General features: G+C 33.7%; 12 protein-coding genes. 2 read left to right on the top strand and 10 right to left on the bottom strand.

The window, feature by feature from the left end; genetic code table 11:
• The 8 genes from CHB81_RS08560 to CHB81_RS08525 form a co-directional block, all read right to left on the bottom strand.
• Positions 1-327 (bottom strand): transposase (locus tag CHB81_RS08560; RefSeq protein WP_141130379.1); only part of this gene is annotated, 327 nt, incomplete at its 3' end.
• A 102-nt stretch (positions 328-429) separates the two neighbouring features.
• Complete coding sequence (gene acs, locus CHB81_RS08555; RefSeq protein ID WP_089351461.1) at positions 430-2,337, bottom strand: acetate--CoA ligase; 1,908 nt, start codon at positions 2,335-2,337, stop codon at positions 430-432.
• Positions 2,338-2,838: 501 nt separating this feature from the next.
• Positions 2,839-4,308 carry a ketol-acid reductoisomerase gene (gene ilvC / locus CHB81_RS08550; RefSeq protein ID WP_089351460.1) on the bottom strand — a complete coding sequence of 490 codons (1,470 nt, stop codon included), beginning with the start codon at positions 4,306-4,308 and terminating at the stop codon, positions 2,839-2,841.
• Positions 4,309-4,370: 62 nt separating this feature from the next.
• A complete protein-coding gene (gene ilvN / locus CHB81_RS08545; protein ID WP_089351459.1) occupies positions 4,371-4,892 on the bottom strand; it encodes an acetolactate synthase small subunit in 522 nt (173 codons plus the stop codon).
• Between the two features lie 87 nt (positions 4,893-4,979).
• On the bottom strand, positions 4,980-6,668 hold the full coding sequence (gene ilvB / locus CHB81_RS08540; RefSeq protein ID WP_089351483.1) for a biosynthetic-type acetolactate synthase large subunit: 1,689 nt from the start codon (positions 6,666-6,668) through the stop codon (positions 4,980-4,982).
• A gap of 156 nt (positions 6,669-6,824) precedes the next feature.
• A complete protein-coding gene (ilvD, locus tag CHB81_RS08535) occupies positions 6,825-8,498 on the bottom strand; it encodes a dihydroxy-acid dehydratase (protein ID WP_089351458.1) in 1,674 nt (557 codons plus the stop codon).
• A 267-nt stretch (positions 8,499-8,765) separates the two neighbouring features.
• Positions 8,766-9,884: a 3-isopropylmalate dehydrogenase gene (gene leuB / locus CHB81_RS08530; protein ID WP_089351457.1), complete on the bottom strand. Its 1,119-nt coding sequence runs from the start codon at positions 9,882-9,884 to the stop codon at positions 8,766-8,768.
• A 223-nt stretch (positions 9,885-10,107) separates the two neighbouring features.
• Positions 10,108-11,283, bottom strand: a complete 1,176-nt coding sequence (locus CHB81_RS08525; RefSeq protein WP_089351482.1) for a 2-isopropylmalate synthase — start codon at positions 11,281-11,283, stop codon at positions 10,108-10,110.
• A 155-nt stretch (positions 11,284-11,438) separates the two neighbouring features.
• On the opposite strand from CHB81_RS08525, the gene CHB81_RS08520 reads away from it, so the two are divergent.
• The gene (locus tag CHB81_RS08520; protein ID WP_089351456.1) at positions 11,439-12,983 is read left to right on the top strand and encodes a hypothetical protein; all 1,545 of its coding nucleotides are present in this window, start codon (positions 11,439-11,441) and stop codon (positions 12,981-12,983) included.
• Between the two features lie 241 nt (positions 12,984-13,224).
• On the opposite strand, the gene CHB81_RS08515 is transcribed toward CHB81_RS08520, so the two are convergent.
• Together CHB81_RS08515 and CHB81_RS08510 are read right to left on the bottom strand one after the other, a co-directional pair.
• Entirely contained in the window at positions 13,225-13,431 is a 207-nt protein-coding gene (locus CHB81_RS08515) for a hypothetical protein (protein ID WP_089351455.1), read from the bottom strand.
• 295 nt (positions 13,432-13,726) lie between these two features.
• Complete coding sequence (locus tag CHB81_RS08510) at positions 13,727-15,382, bottom strand: M1 family metallopeptidase (protein ID WP_089351454.1); 1,656 nt, start codon at positions 15,380-15,382, stop codon at positions 13,727-13,729.
• A gap of 178 nt (positions 15,383-15,560) precedes the next feature.
• Here CHB81_RS08510 and CHB81_RS08505 point away from each other — a divergent pair, with 178 nt between their 5' ends.
• Positions 15,561-16,259: a carbohydrate-binding family 9-like protein gene (locus tag CHB81_RS08505; RefSeq protein WP_089351453.1), complete on the top strand. Its 699-nt coding sequence runs from the start codon at positions 15,561-15,563 to the stop codon at positions 16,257-16,259.
• Positions 16,260-16,333: the final 74 nt, after the last annotated feature.

The following is a 16,333-nucleotide window of genomic DNA, read 5'->3' as shown; positions in this document are numbered from 1 at the left end:
ATCAAAAAGAATAGCTTTTTTGTCTGCAACAAAAGCCTGTCTTTCCAATAATGCTTTTTGCTTTTCCAATAATTTCACTTGGGCTTCGAGTTCCATTATCTTCTGTTCAGGTGTTTTTGCCATTTGGGTTGGGGTTTGGTTCTCCCAATCAAAGTTACCAAATTTTCTTAACCAATTTAAAACTGTTCCATGACTCTGAATACCATATTGTTTTCTTGTTTGAGTAATAGAAATATTTCCTTTTTCAATCTCACTAACAATTTGAAGTTTTAGTGACATACTGTAATCTCGTTGACTACGCTTTAAATAATTTATTTGATCTTCCATAACGATGGCTTTTTGTGTATCGCTATTTCAGGACGAGACACTGACATTAAATAAAAAAACTGTCTCGATTGAGACAGCTTTTTTATTTGTATTGAGAAGATATTAGATTTTATCTTTCATAATTTCTTCTACAATTTCTGGATTCAATAACGTTGAAGTATCTCCAAAATTAGAGAAATCTCCTTCGGCTATTTTACGTAAAATTCTGCGCATAATTTTTCCTGAACGTGTTTTTGGCAAACCAGACACAAACTGAATTTTATCTAATTTTGCAATTGGTCCAATGTGGTCAGAAATATACTGATTGATCTCTTTACTCAAGTTTGATCTGTCTCTTACTTCTCCGGTTTCTTTTAGAATTACAAAGCCATACAAAGCATTTCCTTTAATGTCATGTGGGAATCCAACAATTGCAGATTCTGCAACTGCAGGATGTTCGTTGATCGCATCTTCGATAGGAGCTGTTCCTAAATTATGACCCGAAACAATTACAACATCATCTACCCTACCGGTAATTCTGTAATATCCTACTTCGTCTCTTAAAGCACCGTCTCCTGTGAAATATTTTCCTGGGAAGGAAGAGAAATAAGTATCCTTATAGCGTTGGTGATCACCCCAAATAGTTCTGGCGATTCCTGGCCATGGGAACTTAATACATAAACTTCCAACAACTTGGTTTCCTTCTATTTCATTACGTTTTTCATCCATTAAAACCGGTTGAATTCCCGGCAACGGTAAAGTTGCATAAGTTGGTTTTGTAGGTGTTACAAATGCAATTGGAGAAATCATGATTCCACCAGTTTCTGTTTGCCACCAAGTATCAACCACTGGACATCTTTTGTCTCCAACGTGGTCATTAAACCAGTGCCAAGCTTCTTCGTTGATTGGTTCTCCAACAGATCCAATAACTTTTAAAGATTTAAGTGGGTATTTCTGAATATAATCTAAACTTTCTTTTGCTAACGAACGTATTGCTGTTGGCGCTGTATAGAATTGTGTAATTTTATGTTTTTCGATAATATCCCAAAAACGGCTAAAATCAGGATATGACGGAACCCCTTCAAAAATCACGGTTGTTCCACCGTTTAATAATGGTCCGTACAAAATATAAGAGTGACCTGTAATCCAACCAATATCTGCAGTACACCAGAAAATATCATTCTCTTCGTGATTGAAAACATTTTTAAAGGTATAAGCCGTATAAACCATATATCCTGCAGTAGTATGTACCATTCCTTTTGGTTTTCCTGTAGAACCAGAAGTATACAAGATAAATAATGGATCTTCGGCATCCATAATTTCAGCAACGCTATTGTCTAAAGCGGCATCTAATAAAGGCTGTAACCATTGGTCACGACCTTCTTTCATTTTAACTTCAGTTTGAGTTCTTTTAGCAACTAAAACTTTAGTAACTGAAGGACAAGAATCCAAAGCTTCATCAACAATTCCTTTTAGATCGATTGTTTTGTTTCCTCTGTAACCACCATCAGATGTGATAACCATTTTACATTCGCAATCATTAATTCTCGCAGAAACTGCAGAAGCTGAAAAACCAGCGAAAATAACCGAATGAATTGCTCCAATTCTGGCACATGCCAATACTGCAACTGCCAATTCCGGAATCATTGGTAAATAAATACAAACTCGGTCTCCTTTACGAACGCCTTGCTCACGCAAAACATTTGCCATTTTTGAAACTCTTTCGTATAATTCGTTATATGTAATATGTAAAGCTTCTTCAGAAGGATCGTTCGGTTCAAAAATAATCGCCGTTTTTTCTCCTCTTTTACTTAAGTGTCTGTCTATACAATTTTTAGTAATATTCACTTTTGCTTCAGTAAACCATTTTACTTCGGCATCAGCCATATTAAAATCAACTACTTTATCCCATTGTTGATACCAAGTGAAATTTTCCTCAGCTATTTTTCCCCAAAATTTTCTTGGTTCTCTTATTGACTTATTGTAATGTTTAAAATATTGTTCTAAATTTTCAATTTTATAATAACTCATATGTTTTTGGAATTTTTTTTATAAATGTATTAAATATCAACGTATTCTTAAAATTATTTAATTCATAAATTTCAGCAAAAAAAAACACATATTAAAAAAAATATCATCTTTTTCTACCTATAATATAATTTTTTGGTTTTTGACGTAAAATTACATATTGCAAAAAAGGCGTGATAAATAAATACCACGCCTTTTTAATTTTAACAATTTCAATAACAATTAATTTCGTAATTCTGCATTACAATGCTTTATCCTATTTTGAAAATAGAAGCATCTTTATTAATCAAAATAGAAACTTACAGCAAGTACATTCAAACCTAAACATACTCCCTTTATTAGGGATGCTTCACTTAACTTACTTACTCACAGAAGTTAAGTGAATGCAAAATGCATCTATATCCAATTTTTTTTTAATAAGTGCTTACTAATTCAAAATATTACATAAAAAGAGATACAGTGCAAAATCCCATCACACCCGAATGTGTGGTAATTTCCAATTTATTATCCAATTTTCTTCATAGCAGTCATAGATTCTCTCAACCATGCCCCTACTTCTTCGATAGGATGTTGACGAATTTCTTTGTTTACTGCAATTAATATAGCATTATCTACTCCATTTGAAGTTGAAAATGGTTTTCCTATAATGTTAGTTTCAACAGTTTTCATATAATCTGTCAATAACGGTTTGCAAGCATGGTCAAATAAGTAACAGCCATATTCTGCTGTATCCGAAATAACGCGGTTCATTTCAAACAATTTTTTTCTTGCGATTGTGTTTGCAATTAAAGGCAATTCGTGCAATGACTCATAATAAGCTGATTCTTCGATGATTCCTGCTTCTGTCATTGTTTCGAAAGCTAATTCTACACCAGCTTTTACCATTGCAATCATTAAAACTCCGTTGTCAAAATATTCTTGTTCAGAAATTGGAGCTTCTTGTGGAGCTGTTTTTTCGAAGTTAGTTTCTCCGGTTGCAGCTCTCCATTTCAATAAATTAACATCGTCATTAGCCCAGTCGATCATCATGGTTCTTGAGAATTCGCCAGAAATAATATCGTCTTGGTGTTTTTGAAATAACGGACGCATGATATCTTTTAATTCTTCAGCAATTTCGTAAGCTTCGATTTTTGCAGGATTTGATAAACGGTCCATCATGTTTGTGATACCACCATGTTTCAAAGCTTCAGTGATAGTTTCCCATCCGTATTGAATTAATTTTGAAGCATAAGCTTTATCGATTCCTTTTTCAACCATTTTATCGAAACATAAAATAGATCCAGTTTGCAATAATCCGCAAAGGATAGTTTGCTCACCCATTAAATCTGATTTTACTTCGGCAACGAAAGATGATTTCAAAACCCCTGCTTTATGTCCTCCAGTTGCTACAGCGTAAGCTTTTGCCTGATCTAAACCAAAACCATTTGGATCATTTTCCGGGTGAACAGCAATTAAAGTTGGTACACCAAATCCTCTTTTGTATTCTTCACGAACCTCAGATCCAGGACATTTAGGCGCACACATAATTACTGTAATATCTTTACGAATCTGCATTCCTTCTTCAACAATATTAAAACCGTGAGAATAAGCTAGAGTCGAACCTTGTTTCATTAATGGCATAATGGCAGTAACTACAGCAGTATGTTGTTTATCCGGAGTTAAGTTACAAACTAAGTCAGCAGTTGGAATTAATTCTTCATAAGTACCTACTTTAAAACCGTTTTCAGTAGCATTTTTATAAGAAGCTCTTTTTTCGGCGATTGCATCTGCACGTAATGCATATGAAATATCTAAACCAGAGTCTCTCATGTTTAAACCTTGATTCAAACCTTGTGCACCACAACCTACAATGACAACTTTTTTTCCTGCAAGTGCAGCAATTCCGTCTCCAAATTCAGATTGCTCCATAAATTCGCAAACTCCTAATTGTTCTAATTGTAATCTAAGTGGTAATGTGTTGAAATAATTTGCCATTCTTTTTTAATATTTAATGATGTTGTAATTTAATAATTGATTAATATGTAAGTAAAATGATATTATTTGAATGTTTCTAACAGCGTTGAAATTTCCATTTTTTCTTTAGAAACCGATATTCTGCCCGAACGTACAAATTGCATAATACCGTAAGGTTTGAATTTTTCATATAATTCTTCGATTTCAGAACGTCTTCCTGATTTTGAAATCACGAAGAAATCACGAGAAACCGTTACAATTGTAGACTGACTGTCTTTGATGATATTCTGAATTTGTTTCTCATCAAATAACAAATTTGAAGCTATTTTAAATAATGCGTTTTCCAGATAAATTGTTTCTTCGTCTGTATGATAAAAAGCTTTTATTACTTCGATTTGCTTTTCTATTTGTCCCACAATATTCTTAACCCATTTCTCTGTTGTTTCAACAACAATAATAAATCTTGAAACATTCTCAATTTCTGATTCTGAAACGTTTAGACTTAATATATTAATGTGACGCTTTAAGAATATTCCTGATATTCTATTTAACAAGCCCACGTTATTTTCTGAATATACCGATATGGTAAATGTTTTATCTTCCATTTTGTTTTTTAGTTTATTTTGTTTCAGGTTTCACGTTTCAAGTTGCTGAACTTGAAACAAAATAAACCTGAAACCTGAAACTTTTTTCTAGCTTAATCTAATTTCAGAAACACATGCTCCTGTTGGAATCATTGGGAAAACGTTGTTTTCTTTTTCTACCATAACTTCTAAGAAATAAGAATCTTTTGAGGCCATCATTTCTGCGACAGCTGCATCTAAATCTTCTCTCTGAGTTACTTTTTTAGATTTGATATAATATCCTTCGGCAATTGCTACAAAATTTGGATTAATCATTTTTGTTGAAGCATATCTGTTATCAAAAAACAATTCTTGCCATTGACGTACCATTCCTAAAAACTCATTGTTCAAAATGACAATTTTAACCGGTACTTTTGTTTGGAAAATAGTTCCTAATTCCTGAATCGTCATCTGGAATCCTCCATCACCAATAATAGCAACAACTTCACGATCCGGTCTTCCCATTTTGGCTCCAATCGCAGCCGGCAAAGCGAATCCCATTGTTCCTAAACCTCCAGAAGTAATGTTACTTTTGGTTGAATTAAATTTAGCATAACGACAAGCAAACATTTGGTGTTGACCAACATCAGATACGATAATTGCATCACCTTTTGAATGTTTATTGATCATTTCCATGGTTTCTCCCATTGAAATTCCTTTACCATTCGTTGGATTTAACTCCTCGTTTATAACAGTTTCTACTTCTATTTTATGCAATTCTTTAAATTCATTGTGCCAAGATTCATGCGAATTCTTTTCGATCAATGGCAATAAAGCATTTAAAGCTTCTTTTACATCTCCTAAAACAGCAACTTCTGTTTTTACGTTTTTATCAACTTCTGCAGGGTCAATTTCAAAGTGAATCACTTTGGCTTGTTTAGCATAAGTAGCTAATTTTCCGGTAACACGATCGTCAAAACGCATTCCCAATGCAATTAAAACATCACATTCGTTAGTCAATAAATTAGGTCCGTAATTCCCGTGCATTCCAAGCATACCAACGTTTAACGGATGATCTGTTGGAAGTGCTGAAAGTCCTAAAATAGTCCAACCTGCCGGAATTCCTGATTTTTCAATTAATGCTTTTAGTTGTTCTTCGGCTTGACCGAGAATAATTCCCTGACCAAATACAATAAAAGGTTTTTTGGCACGATTGATTAAAGCAGCAGCTTCGGCAACTTTATCTAATTTTAATTTCGGTACCGGAATATAACTTCTGATTGCGGTACATTTTTCATAACTAAATTCAAACTCGTCAAACTGAGCATTTTTAGTAATATCAATTAATACAGGTCCCGGACGTCCAGAACGTGCAATGTAAAATGCTTTTGCAATAATTTCAGGAATCTCAGAAGCTTCTGTAACCTGATAATTCCATTTGGTTACCGGAGTCGAAATTCCGATAATATCAGTTTCCTGAAAAGCATCAGAACCTAACAAATGTTTTCCTACTTGTCCAGTAATACAAACCATTGGAGTTGAGTCGATTTGCGCATCTGCAATTCCGGTAACTAAGTTTGTTGCTCCCGGTCCCGAAGTTGCAATTGCAACCCCAACTTTTCCTGTAGCTCTGGCATATCCCTGAGCTGCATGTGTAGCACCTTGTTCGTGACGTACTAAAACATGGTGTAACTGATCTTGAAATTTATATAATTCGTCGTAAACTGGCATGATCGCTCCTCCCGGATAACCATATATTAAGTCTACTCCTTCTGCTAATAAACATCTTATAACGGCTTCTGCCCCTGATATTTTCATAGTATATTTTGTTTTATCAATGACAAAAATCAATTTCAAAATTCAATGGCAATGGCAAAATTCAATTTCAATTATAAATTTTAAATTGATTTTTTATTTATTGCTATCTGATTCTTGATATTGTCATTAATATTGATTTTTGATATTGTTATTTAATTAATTATCGGTAACACAACCTGTTGAAGCACTTGAAACCGATCTGGCATATTTAAGTAAAACTCCTTTTGTAACTTTTAACGGTGGTTGTACCCAAGCCGCTTTTCTAGCTGCAAATTCTTCGTCGGAAATTTTCAGGTCGATTGTATTTTTTACCGCATCAATAGCAATTAAATCACCATCTTTTACCAGTGCAATACCACCTCCATCATAAGCCTCAGGTGTAATATGTCCTACAACAAAGCCATGTGAACCTCCAGAAAACCTGCCGTCTGTAATAAGAGCACAACTGCTTCCTAATCCGGCTCCAATAATAGCTGATGTAGGTTTTAGCATCTCAGGCATCCCCGGACCACCTTTTGGTCCACAATACCTAATGACGACTACATTACCTGGTTTAATTTTTCCGGCCTCAAGACCTGGAATTACTTCAAATTCACCTTCAAAAACTACAGCAGGTCCTTCAAAATATTCTCCTTCTTTTCCGCTGATTTTTGCTACAGCACCTTCAGAAGCAAGATTTCCGTATAAAACCTGAATATTTCCGGTTGGTTTTAATGCTTTTTGGATTTCGTGAATTACTTGTTGTCCGTCTTGTAAATCCGGAGTAGAAGCTAAATTCTCTGCTACTGTTTTTCCAGTTACCGTTAAACAATCTCCGTGAATCAATCCTACTTTCAATAAATATTTCATTACTGATGGAATTCCTCCAGCTTCATGAATATCTTCCATCATATATTTACCACTTGGTTTCATGTCGGCCAATACTGGTGTTCTGTCATTAATTGCCTGGAAATCATCCAGAGTAATTTTAACATCAACCGCATGAGCCATCGCAATTAAGTGCATAACCGCATTTGTAGAACCTCCCAAAACTGCTACAATTGTAATAGCATTTTCGAAAGCTTTACGAGTCATGATATCTCTTGGCTTAATATCTTTTTCTAATAATATTTTGATTGCTTCTCCTGCAGCCAAGCATTCATCTCTTTTTTCCTGACTTAAAGCCGGGTTTGAAGAGCTGTATGGTAAACTCATTCCTAATGCTTCAATTGCAGACGACATTGTATTTGCCGTGTACATTCCGCCACAAGCACCAGCGCCAGGACATGCATTTTGAATAACTCCTTTAAAATCTTCCGGAGTAATTTCGTTTTTCACTTTTTTTCCTAAAGCTTCAAAAGCGGATACAATATTAAGAGATTCACCTTTCCATTTTCCAGAGTGAATTGAACCTCCATAAACCATCATCGCGGGACGGTTTAAACGTCCCATCGCGATTAATGCCCCAGGCATATTTTTATCACAACCCGGAATTGCAATTACACCATCATACCATTGTGCTCCCACAACAGTTTCGATAGAATCTGCAATTACATCACGAGAAACCAATGAAAAACGCATTCCTTCAGTACCGTTTGAAATTCCGTCACTAACACCAATGGTATTAAAAATAAGCCCGACCAGATTTGCATCCCAAACACCTTTTTTAACATCTTTTGCTAAATCGTTCAAGTGCATGTTGCAAGTGTTACCATCGTAACCCATGCTCACAATACCAACTTGTGCTTTCTTCAAATCTTCTTCAGTTAAACCAATCCCGTACAACATCGCTTGTGCCGCTGGTTGTGTTTGATCTTGAGTGATGGTTTTGCTGTACTTATTTAATTCCATTATGTATTATTTATTTTAATTTTTATTCAAAAAAAAACCTTCCAGTATTTGGAAGGTTTATAATATAGTTTTTCAATTATATTTATACCATTCCCTTCGCAGATGTGATAATCACATTGACAACAAAGACAGAAGTAATAATAATTGAGATTTGCATCTTTTATTTTTTTAGTGTCACAAAAGTATGAAAACTTATAGGACTAAAAAAATATAATCTCAACATTTTACATGCTTCTTGTTATTTATTTCATTATTTTAATAAAAACCTTAAACAATTGTCGACTGGCCAATACTAACATTGTCATTATTAAAATATAACAGGTCGTCTTTGCTAAAAATAAAATTTGAAACAAACTCCCCTACTTCATTTGTACCGAATTTTGTGTCTGGTTTTAAATCAACCGTTACAACCTTAAATTCGATTGCTTTTTCAACCGCCTGATAAATCACATTTGCCTCTTTAAACAAGCCAAAATGTTCTAATAACATTGCAGCTGATAAAATGGAAGCGATTGGATTAGCAATATTTTTTCCTTTTGCTTGTGGATAAGAACCGTGAATTGGCTCAAACAAAGCATTTTTTTCTCCTAAAGATGCCGAAGCCAGTAACCCGATAGAACCTGTAATAACACTTGCTTCATCTGATAAAATATCTCCAAATAAATTCTCTGTCAAAATCACATCAAATTGTTTTGGATTTAAGATGATTTGCATCGCGGCATTATCTACAAATAAAAAGTCTAAAGCTACATCAGGATAATTCACGCTCACTTTCTGAACTATTTTTCTCCATAATCTTGAGGTTTCCAAAACATTTGCTTTGTCTACCATTGTCAACTTTTTGCGTCGGTTTTGTGCCGATTTAAAAGCTAAATGTGCAATTCTGGTAATTTCTTCTTCTGAATATTCACATAAATCTGAAGCGTGTGTTCCTTCTTCATTTAATGTTTTAGCTCCAAAATAAGCTCCACCGGTTAATTCTCTGAAAATAGTAAAATCAGCACCTTCGATAATTTCTCTTTTTAAAGGAGAAGCATCGAGTAATGATTTATATGGTTTTATAGGACGAATATTGGCAAACAAACCCAGTTCTTTACGAAGCTTCAATAATCCTTGCTCCGGACGAACCTTTGCATTTGGGTTATTGTCATATTTAGGATCTCCAATTGCTCCAAATAAAACCGCATCTGTATTCAAACACAGATTTAGAGTTTGTTCCGGCAACGGATTTCCTGTTTTATCGATAGCGATCGCTCCCATGAGCGCCTCTTCAAAAACAAATTCATGATTGTACACTTCGCCTATGGCGTATAAAGCTTTTTTGGCTTGTAAAATTACCTCTGGTCCAATTCCGTCTCCAGGTAAAACTGCTATTTTCAAATTCATAATGCCTCGTTCTTTATGTATTTAAATTCTTTTTTTGTCGCTTGCAATTATTATTAACACATAGAATCATAGATTTGTAAACTTATAAAGGAGTTTCACTTACATTAACAAACATAGCTATGCGTTAAAATCTTTCCTCTTTGTTCTTTTCTCTTTGTTCTTTTCTCTATTTTCTTTCTTCTATTTTCTTTGCTCTACTTTCTTTCTTCTATCCTCTTTCCAACTAGCTTCTGATTAATTCACCCTGGATTTTAGCAGCTTCAATAATCTGATGGATATCAGCATCGATAACTTCTTTTTTAATATCGGCAAATTTCAAAAACTCAATATATACAATGTCCAATTGTACTTTTGTAAGCTCGTAACCTACTTTTTTAGCACGGTAAGCCAAAGCAGCTCTTCCGCTTCTTGCTGTTAGAATAATTGAAGATTCATTTACTCCAACATCCAATGGATCCATGATTTCGTAAGTTGCTCTGTTTTTAATTACACCATCCTGGTGAATTCCTGAACTATGTGCAAAAGCATTAGCTCCAACAATAGCTTTATTAGGCTGAACGATCATTCCCATACTTTCAGAAACCAATCGGCTCATTTCATTCAATTCTCTTGTATTGATATTCGTGTCAAGATTTAAGTAAGGATGTTGTTTAAAAATCATTACTACTTCTTCAAGTGCCGTATTTCCGGCTCTTTCACCAATACCATTAATAGTACATTCTATTTGTCTCGCTCCATTTATTGCACCTGCAATAGAGTTTGCAGTTGCCATTCCTAAATCATTATGACAGTGACATGAAAGGATTACGTTTTCGATACCTTTTACGTTTTCTCTTAAATATTTAATTTTTGCTCCATATTCTTCCGGTAAACAATATCCTGTTGTATCAGGAATATTCAATACAGTTGCTCCAGATTTGATTACTTCTTCGCAAACTTGCGCAAGGAAAGCATTATCAGTTCTACCAGCATCTTCTGCATAAAACTCAACGTCTTCTACATAAGATTTTGCGTGAGAAACAGCAAATTTTGCTCTTGCAATAATATCTTCTCTTGTGGTATTTAATTTATGGAGTATATGAGATTCAGATGTTCCGATTCCAGTGTGGATTCTAGGTTTTTTAGCATGCTTTAAGGCAGCTGCAGCAACATCAATGTCGTTTTTTACAGCTCTTGTAAGTCCGCAGACGGTTGCATTTTCTACAATTTTACAAATCTCAGAGACCGATAAAAAATCGCCCGGACTTGACACAGGAAAACCTGCCTCGATAACGTCAACTCCCATTTTATCAAGTCGTTCTGCGATAACTAATTTTTGTTTAGTATCTAACTTACATCCTGGAACTTGTTCACCGTCGCGCAAAGTGGTGTCAAAAATTTGAACTTTCTCTCTATTCATATTCATTTATTTAATGTAATTTCACATCTTGATAACAAATATAGATTGTACTTACGCAGTATGAAATTCATTTTAATGAAATTATACTGTTCATAACACAATTTAAATCGTATTAAGTAATTAAAAATCAATAAGTTACATTATTATATTTTACAATGGCTAACCATCAAAAAGATTTCTTATTTGTATTAATAAAATCACTTTCTAAATCCGAAAAAAGACAGTTTAAAATTTTTGCAAGCCGTTTAGAAACCAGTTCTAACACAAAATTTATTGAATTGTTTAATATTTTAGACAAGTCTGAAAACTATGATGAAAAGCTGATTTTAAAGAGCGGAATCATCAAAAAAGTTCAGCTATCTAATTTAAAGTCATACTTATACAAGCAAATTCTAGTTAGTATTCGATTAAATATTCCCAGTCAGAATATTCGATATCAATTGCGCGAACAAATAGATTTTGCCGTTATTCTATATAATAAAGGATTGTACAAACAGAGTTTGAAAATCCTGGATAAGACAAAAATCATTGCGCTTGAAAATGATGAAAAATATATGGCGTATGAGATTGTAGAGTTCGAAAAACTCATAGAATCACAATATATTACCCGAAGTATTCAGGGTCGAGCCGACGAATTGGTGATTCAGGCAAAAGAATTGAATTACAGAAATACTATTTCAAGTAAATTATCGAATTTATCGCTTCAGCTATACGGAATCATGCTAAAAACGGGTTACGTAAAAAGTGATGAAGAATATAAATATATTGATGATTATTTCCATAAACATATATCGAAATTAGACGAAAGCAAATTTGGTTTCCGTGAGAAATATTGGTTTTACAATGCCAATTTATGGAGAAGTTTCTTGGTTCAGGACTTTTTAGCGAGTTATAAATATGCCTATAAATGGGTTCGATTATTCTATGATAATCCAAATATGATCATTCAGAATCCTGTATTTTTCTTAAAAGGAAATCATTACTTTCTAGAGTCCTTATATATGTTGAAATACAAATCGAATTTCAAGAAGTATTTGACACTTTTAGAGGAAACTATCGAAGACCCTAAATTCCCTGTAAATGATAACATTGCATCGCTATCATTTCTATATGTTTACAACAATAAACTGAATTTACATATTCTCGAAGGTACTTTTGCTGAAAGCGAATATTTGATTCCGGAAATTCTCGAGAAGATAAAATTACACAGTGAACATCTTGATGAACATCACGAGATGCTGTTCTATTATAAGATTGCTTCTATTTATTTTGGAAATGAAAAGTACAACGAATGCATTTCTTATTTAGATAAAATCATAAACAACAAGAACTTAAGCATGCGCGAAGATTTAATGTGCTTTGCAAGACTTTTGTCGTTGATTGCACATTATGAGTTAGGAAAAGATTATTACTTAGAAAACCATCTTAAAAACACGTATAAGTTTCTAATTAAAATGAATGACTTACACGAAGTTCAAAAGGAAATCATTAAGTTCTTAAGAAACCTGAATAACCTCTATCCTGCCGATATCAAAAAGGAGTTCATAAAAATGCATGCCCGTTTTGTTGAGCTTGAAAAAAACACTTACGAAAAAAGAGCTTTCTTATATCTGGATATTATTTCTTGGCTCGAAAGCAAAATCGAGAACCGTAAAATTGCTGATATTATAAAGGAAAAGGCAAAATTAAATAGCCGTTGATGGTGAAATTCCAATTTTTTAAATTCCAAATTCCAATAAAAAAGGTCTAAAAACATAGTTTTCAGATCTTTTTTGTCATTTCGACTTAAGGAGAAATCACACTAGAAACTCAACAAAGATTGGCGACTTTGCAGGCGGAATTACTAGTGTGATTTCTCCTAGCGTCGAAATGACATGACTATGCCTGCAAATGACAAACCCGACAGGTTTTTAAAACCTGTCGGGTTTAACTTTTAAGACTTTATCTGCAATAACAACAAGTAGAAGTTCCCTGAAGACAAACATCTCCTCTACCCGGAGTATTTGAAAGAACTCCTCCAGCTTCACCACATAATCTATCACACAAACCAATTGTTGGGTTTACGTATGGAAGCAGCCCTCCAAAAATATTTTTTTGAGCATTCTTACTTAAGATTTCAACATTTTTTAGGTTTTTTAAATTTTTCATAAATAGTTTGATTTGATTTATTTCCTACTCTATTAGCTTTTCGGATTACGCTTTATAAATTCATTTTCAGATTAATAAAATCTAAAGTAGAAAAATAAAACGGTAATATTCGTACAAATCACACAATTAACATTATGAAGAAATTCCAAATTCCAAATGGTTTGCATCCCAACCTTTGCCAAAGTTTAAAACTTTGACAAAGATCTTTGCGTAACGCTATCGAAATAAAAAAAATCCCAAACTCCAGTTAAGAATTGGACTTTGGGATTTTGAAATTGGAATTTTATTTTAAACTTTACTCCACAATATTAGAAGTAGTTACATAAAAATCTTTATCAATTTCTAACTTCCTATCTTCGTTAGTTGTTTTTTCAGATTGCCATTCTGTTGTTGGTTTCAACCACGTTTCAACACCATTAATTTTTACTCTAACCGGCATATCGAACTTGGCAATACAATTTGTCCAATGATATCCAAAAGAACCATTTTTGAACATATATTCAAAAACCGGAATTTGAGTTGTAGTCAGATATTGTGTAAAAACCCTGTTGAAATTAATGCCAGATTGCGTATTGATATAATCCTGAATCTGTTTCCCAGTAACCGTTTGATGATAAAAAGTACTGTTTAAACCTCTCAAAATCGATTTCCATTTTGCATCATCATTAATAACCTGACGAATCATGTGCAGCATATTTGCACCTTTTGGATACATATCACCAGATCCCTCGTTGTTTACATCATAATGCCCAATAATTGGTTTGTCGTTATCAATGTTTTTTCTACAGCCAATTACATATTCAGCCGCAGCATCTTTTCCGTAGTAATACTCAATAAAAAGACTCTCAGAATAATTGGTAAAACTCTCGTGAACCCACATATCTGCAATATCTTTATATGTGATATTGTTTGCAAACCACTCATGTCCGGACTCATGAATAATGATAAAATCGAATTTTAATCCCCAACCTGTTCCGCTTAAATCTTTTCCTCGGTAACCCATTTTATAATCATTACCATAAGTTACACTACTTTGATGTTCCATACCTAAATATGGCGCTTCAACCAGTTTATAACTATCTTCATAGAATGGATAAGGCCCGAACCAGTTTTCAAACGCTTTCAGCATTCTTGGCGCATCTTTAAAGTGTTCTTTAGCAATAGCCAGATTGTCTCTTAAAACATAGTAACTACAATCTAAATCACCTTTTTCTCCCTTATATTTCTCTGAGAAATTAACGTAATCACCAATATTAATATTTACTCCATAATTGTTAATTGGATTCGAAACATACCAATTGAAGGTTTTAGTACCGTCTTTTTCCTTTTTAACGCTTTTTAATCTACCATTAGAAACATCTGTCAGATCGCCGGGAACATTCACGCTGATCAACATATTTTCGACTTCATCATACATATGATCTTTGTTTGGCCACCAAACGCTGGCACCTAAACCCTGACAAGATGAAGCTATAAAGTCTTTTCCGTTTTTATCTTTTTTCCAGGTAATTCCACCATCCCACGGCGGACGAACTGCTTCTTTTGGTTTTCCTCCAAAAGAAATCACAATCTCTTTTGTATCTCCAACTTTCTGTGCAGCCGTTAATTGAATAAAAAAAGCATTTCCGTCTCTTTCAAACTTCAATTCTTTTCTGTCCTGTGTTACTTTGTAAATCTGCATTGGTTCCTGCAAATCAATCTGCATTTTGTTATTCTCAGCCAAAACCGTATAACGAACCGTATTTGAACCTGTAATAGTTTTCTCTTTTGGATTTACTTTTACATCTAAATGATAATATTTTAAATCCCACCAAGCTCTCTCTTTAGTAATACTTCCACGTAAAGTATCCTGATGTGTAAAAACTGTTTCAGACTTATTAAGAAGTCCTTGCGCATTGGTCGTAAAACCAACTAAAAAGGCGATAAAAACGCCACCGAAGTATTTTTTCATTATTTATAAATTTATAATAAATAAGGTAATTATCCCGAAGCTTCGGGACTTAATCTTCAACAAATGTAAACAATCCTATTAAGTTTTAGATGATTTTACAATTTCAATTCCCGAAATTTAATGTTAAAAGTCATTTATTCTTTTTTACTTTAGTAAATCAAAATAATTTATACTACTTATGAAAATTAGTAAAATTGCTGCTATTTTATGCCTGATGTGCTCGATAACAAACTACTCACAAAATATTCCAATTCACAAAACAACTGAAAAATTAACTATTGATGGCGATTTATCAGACTGGAAAACGCCTTTTTTAGGTCCGTTTGTAATTCATAACTCAGGGCAAAAAGCTACACAAAACACAATGATTTCACTTTCGTGGAATGATGAAAATCTATATATCGCCTACAAATCTGTGGATTCTAAAATAGTAGGTTCGTCACAAAAAAAGGATTCTCACATTTTTAGTTCAGATGATTTGATCGAAATTTTTATTGATCCTGATGGTGACGGTCAAAATTATATCGAAATTGGAGTAAATGCGTTTTCGTCCAGTTATGATATGTTACTCAAATGTATTTCTCCGTTATGTGGCGGCTGGAATACTTTGATGGCATTTGATATTAAAGGAATGGAAGCGCAAAGCAAAATAACTCAGAAAGGTTTTAATACCGAAATTAAGATTCCGTTTTCGAGTTTAGAAACCATTCAAAATGGCAATTTCACCAAACCAAAAGTCGGTACAAAATGGCGAGGAAATACTTTTAGAATTGATTACGGTAACACAACCGAATATCTTGCATTACAATATTATAAGAGTTTAAATTTCGGCTTTCATCAGCCGAAGGAATTTGCTGTTTTTGAGTTTGTGGAGTAGTTATTTGGTTTGATTTGTTTCAAGTTTCAAGTTTCAAGTTATCGCGCATAACCTGAAACTTGAAACCTGAAACA

Origin of the sequence: Flavobacterium sp. ov086, assembly GCF_900187965.1 — a bacterium.
Lineage (GTDB): Bacteria > Bacteroidota > Bacteroidia > Flavobacteriales > Flavobacteriaceae > Flavobacterium.
Note: the sequence above shows the minus strand (reverse complement) of the source record. Positions and strands in the feature narration are given on the sequence as shown.

Coding starts and splice junctions, on each gene's coding strand:
- acs (WP_089351461.1), bottom strand. CDS start 2,337: ATGAGTTATTATAAAATTGAAAATTTAGAACAATATTTTAAACATTAC.
- ilvC (WP_089351460.1), bottom strand. CDS start 4,308: ATGGCAAATTATTTCAACACATTACCACTTAGATTACAATTAGAACAA.
- ilvN (WP_089351459.1), bottom strand. CDS start 4,892: ATGGAAGATAAAACATTTACCATATCGGTATATTCAGAAAATAACGTG.
- ilvB (WP_089351483.1), bottom strand. CDS start 6,668: ATGAAAATATCAGGGGCAGAAGCCGTTATAAGATGTTTATTAGCAGAA.
- ilvD (WP_089351458.1), bottom strand. CDS start 8,498: ATGGAATTAAATAAGTACAGCAAAACCATCACTCAAGATCAAACACAA.
- leuB (WP_089351457.1), bottom strand. CDS start 9,884: ATGAATTTGAAAATAGCAGTTTTACCTGGAGACGGAATTGGACCAGAG.
- CHB81_RS08525 (WP_089351482.1), bottom strand. CDS start 11,283: ATGAATAGAGAGAAAGTTCAAATTTTTGACACCACTTTGCGCGACGGT.
- CHB81_RS08520 (WP_089351456.1), top strand. CDS start 11,439: ATGGCTAACCATCAAAAAGATTTCTTATTTGTATTAATAAAATCACTT.
- CHB81_RS08515 (WP_089351455.1), bottom strand. CDS start 13,431: ATGAAAAATTTAAAAAACCTAAAAAATGTTGAAATCTTAAGTAAGAAT.
- CHB81_RS08510 (WP_089351454.1), bottom strand. CDS start 15,382: ATGAAAAAATACTTCGGTGGCGTTTTTATCGCCTTTTTAGTTGGTTTT.
- CHB81_RS08505 (WP_089351453.1), top strand. CDS start 15,561: ATGAAAATTAGTAAAATTGCTGCTATTTTATGCCTGATGTGCTCGATA.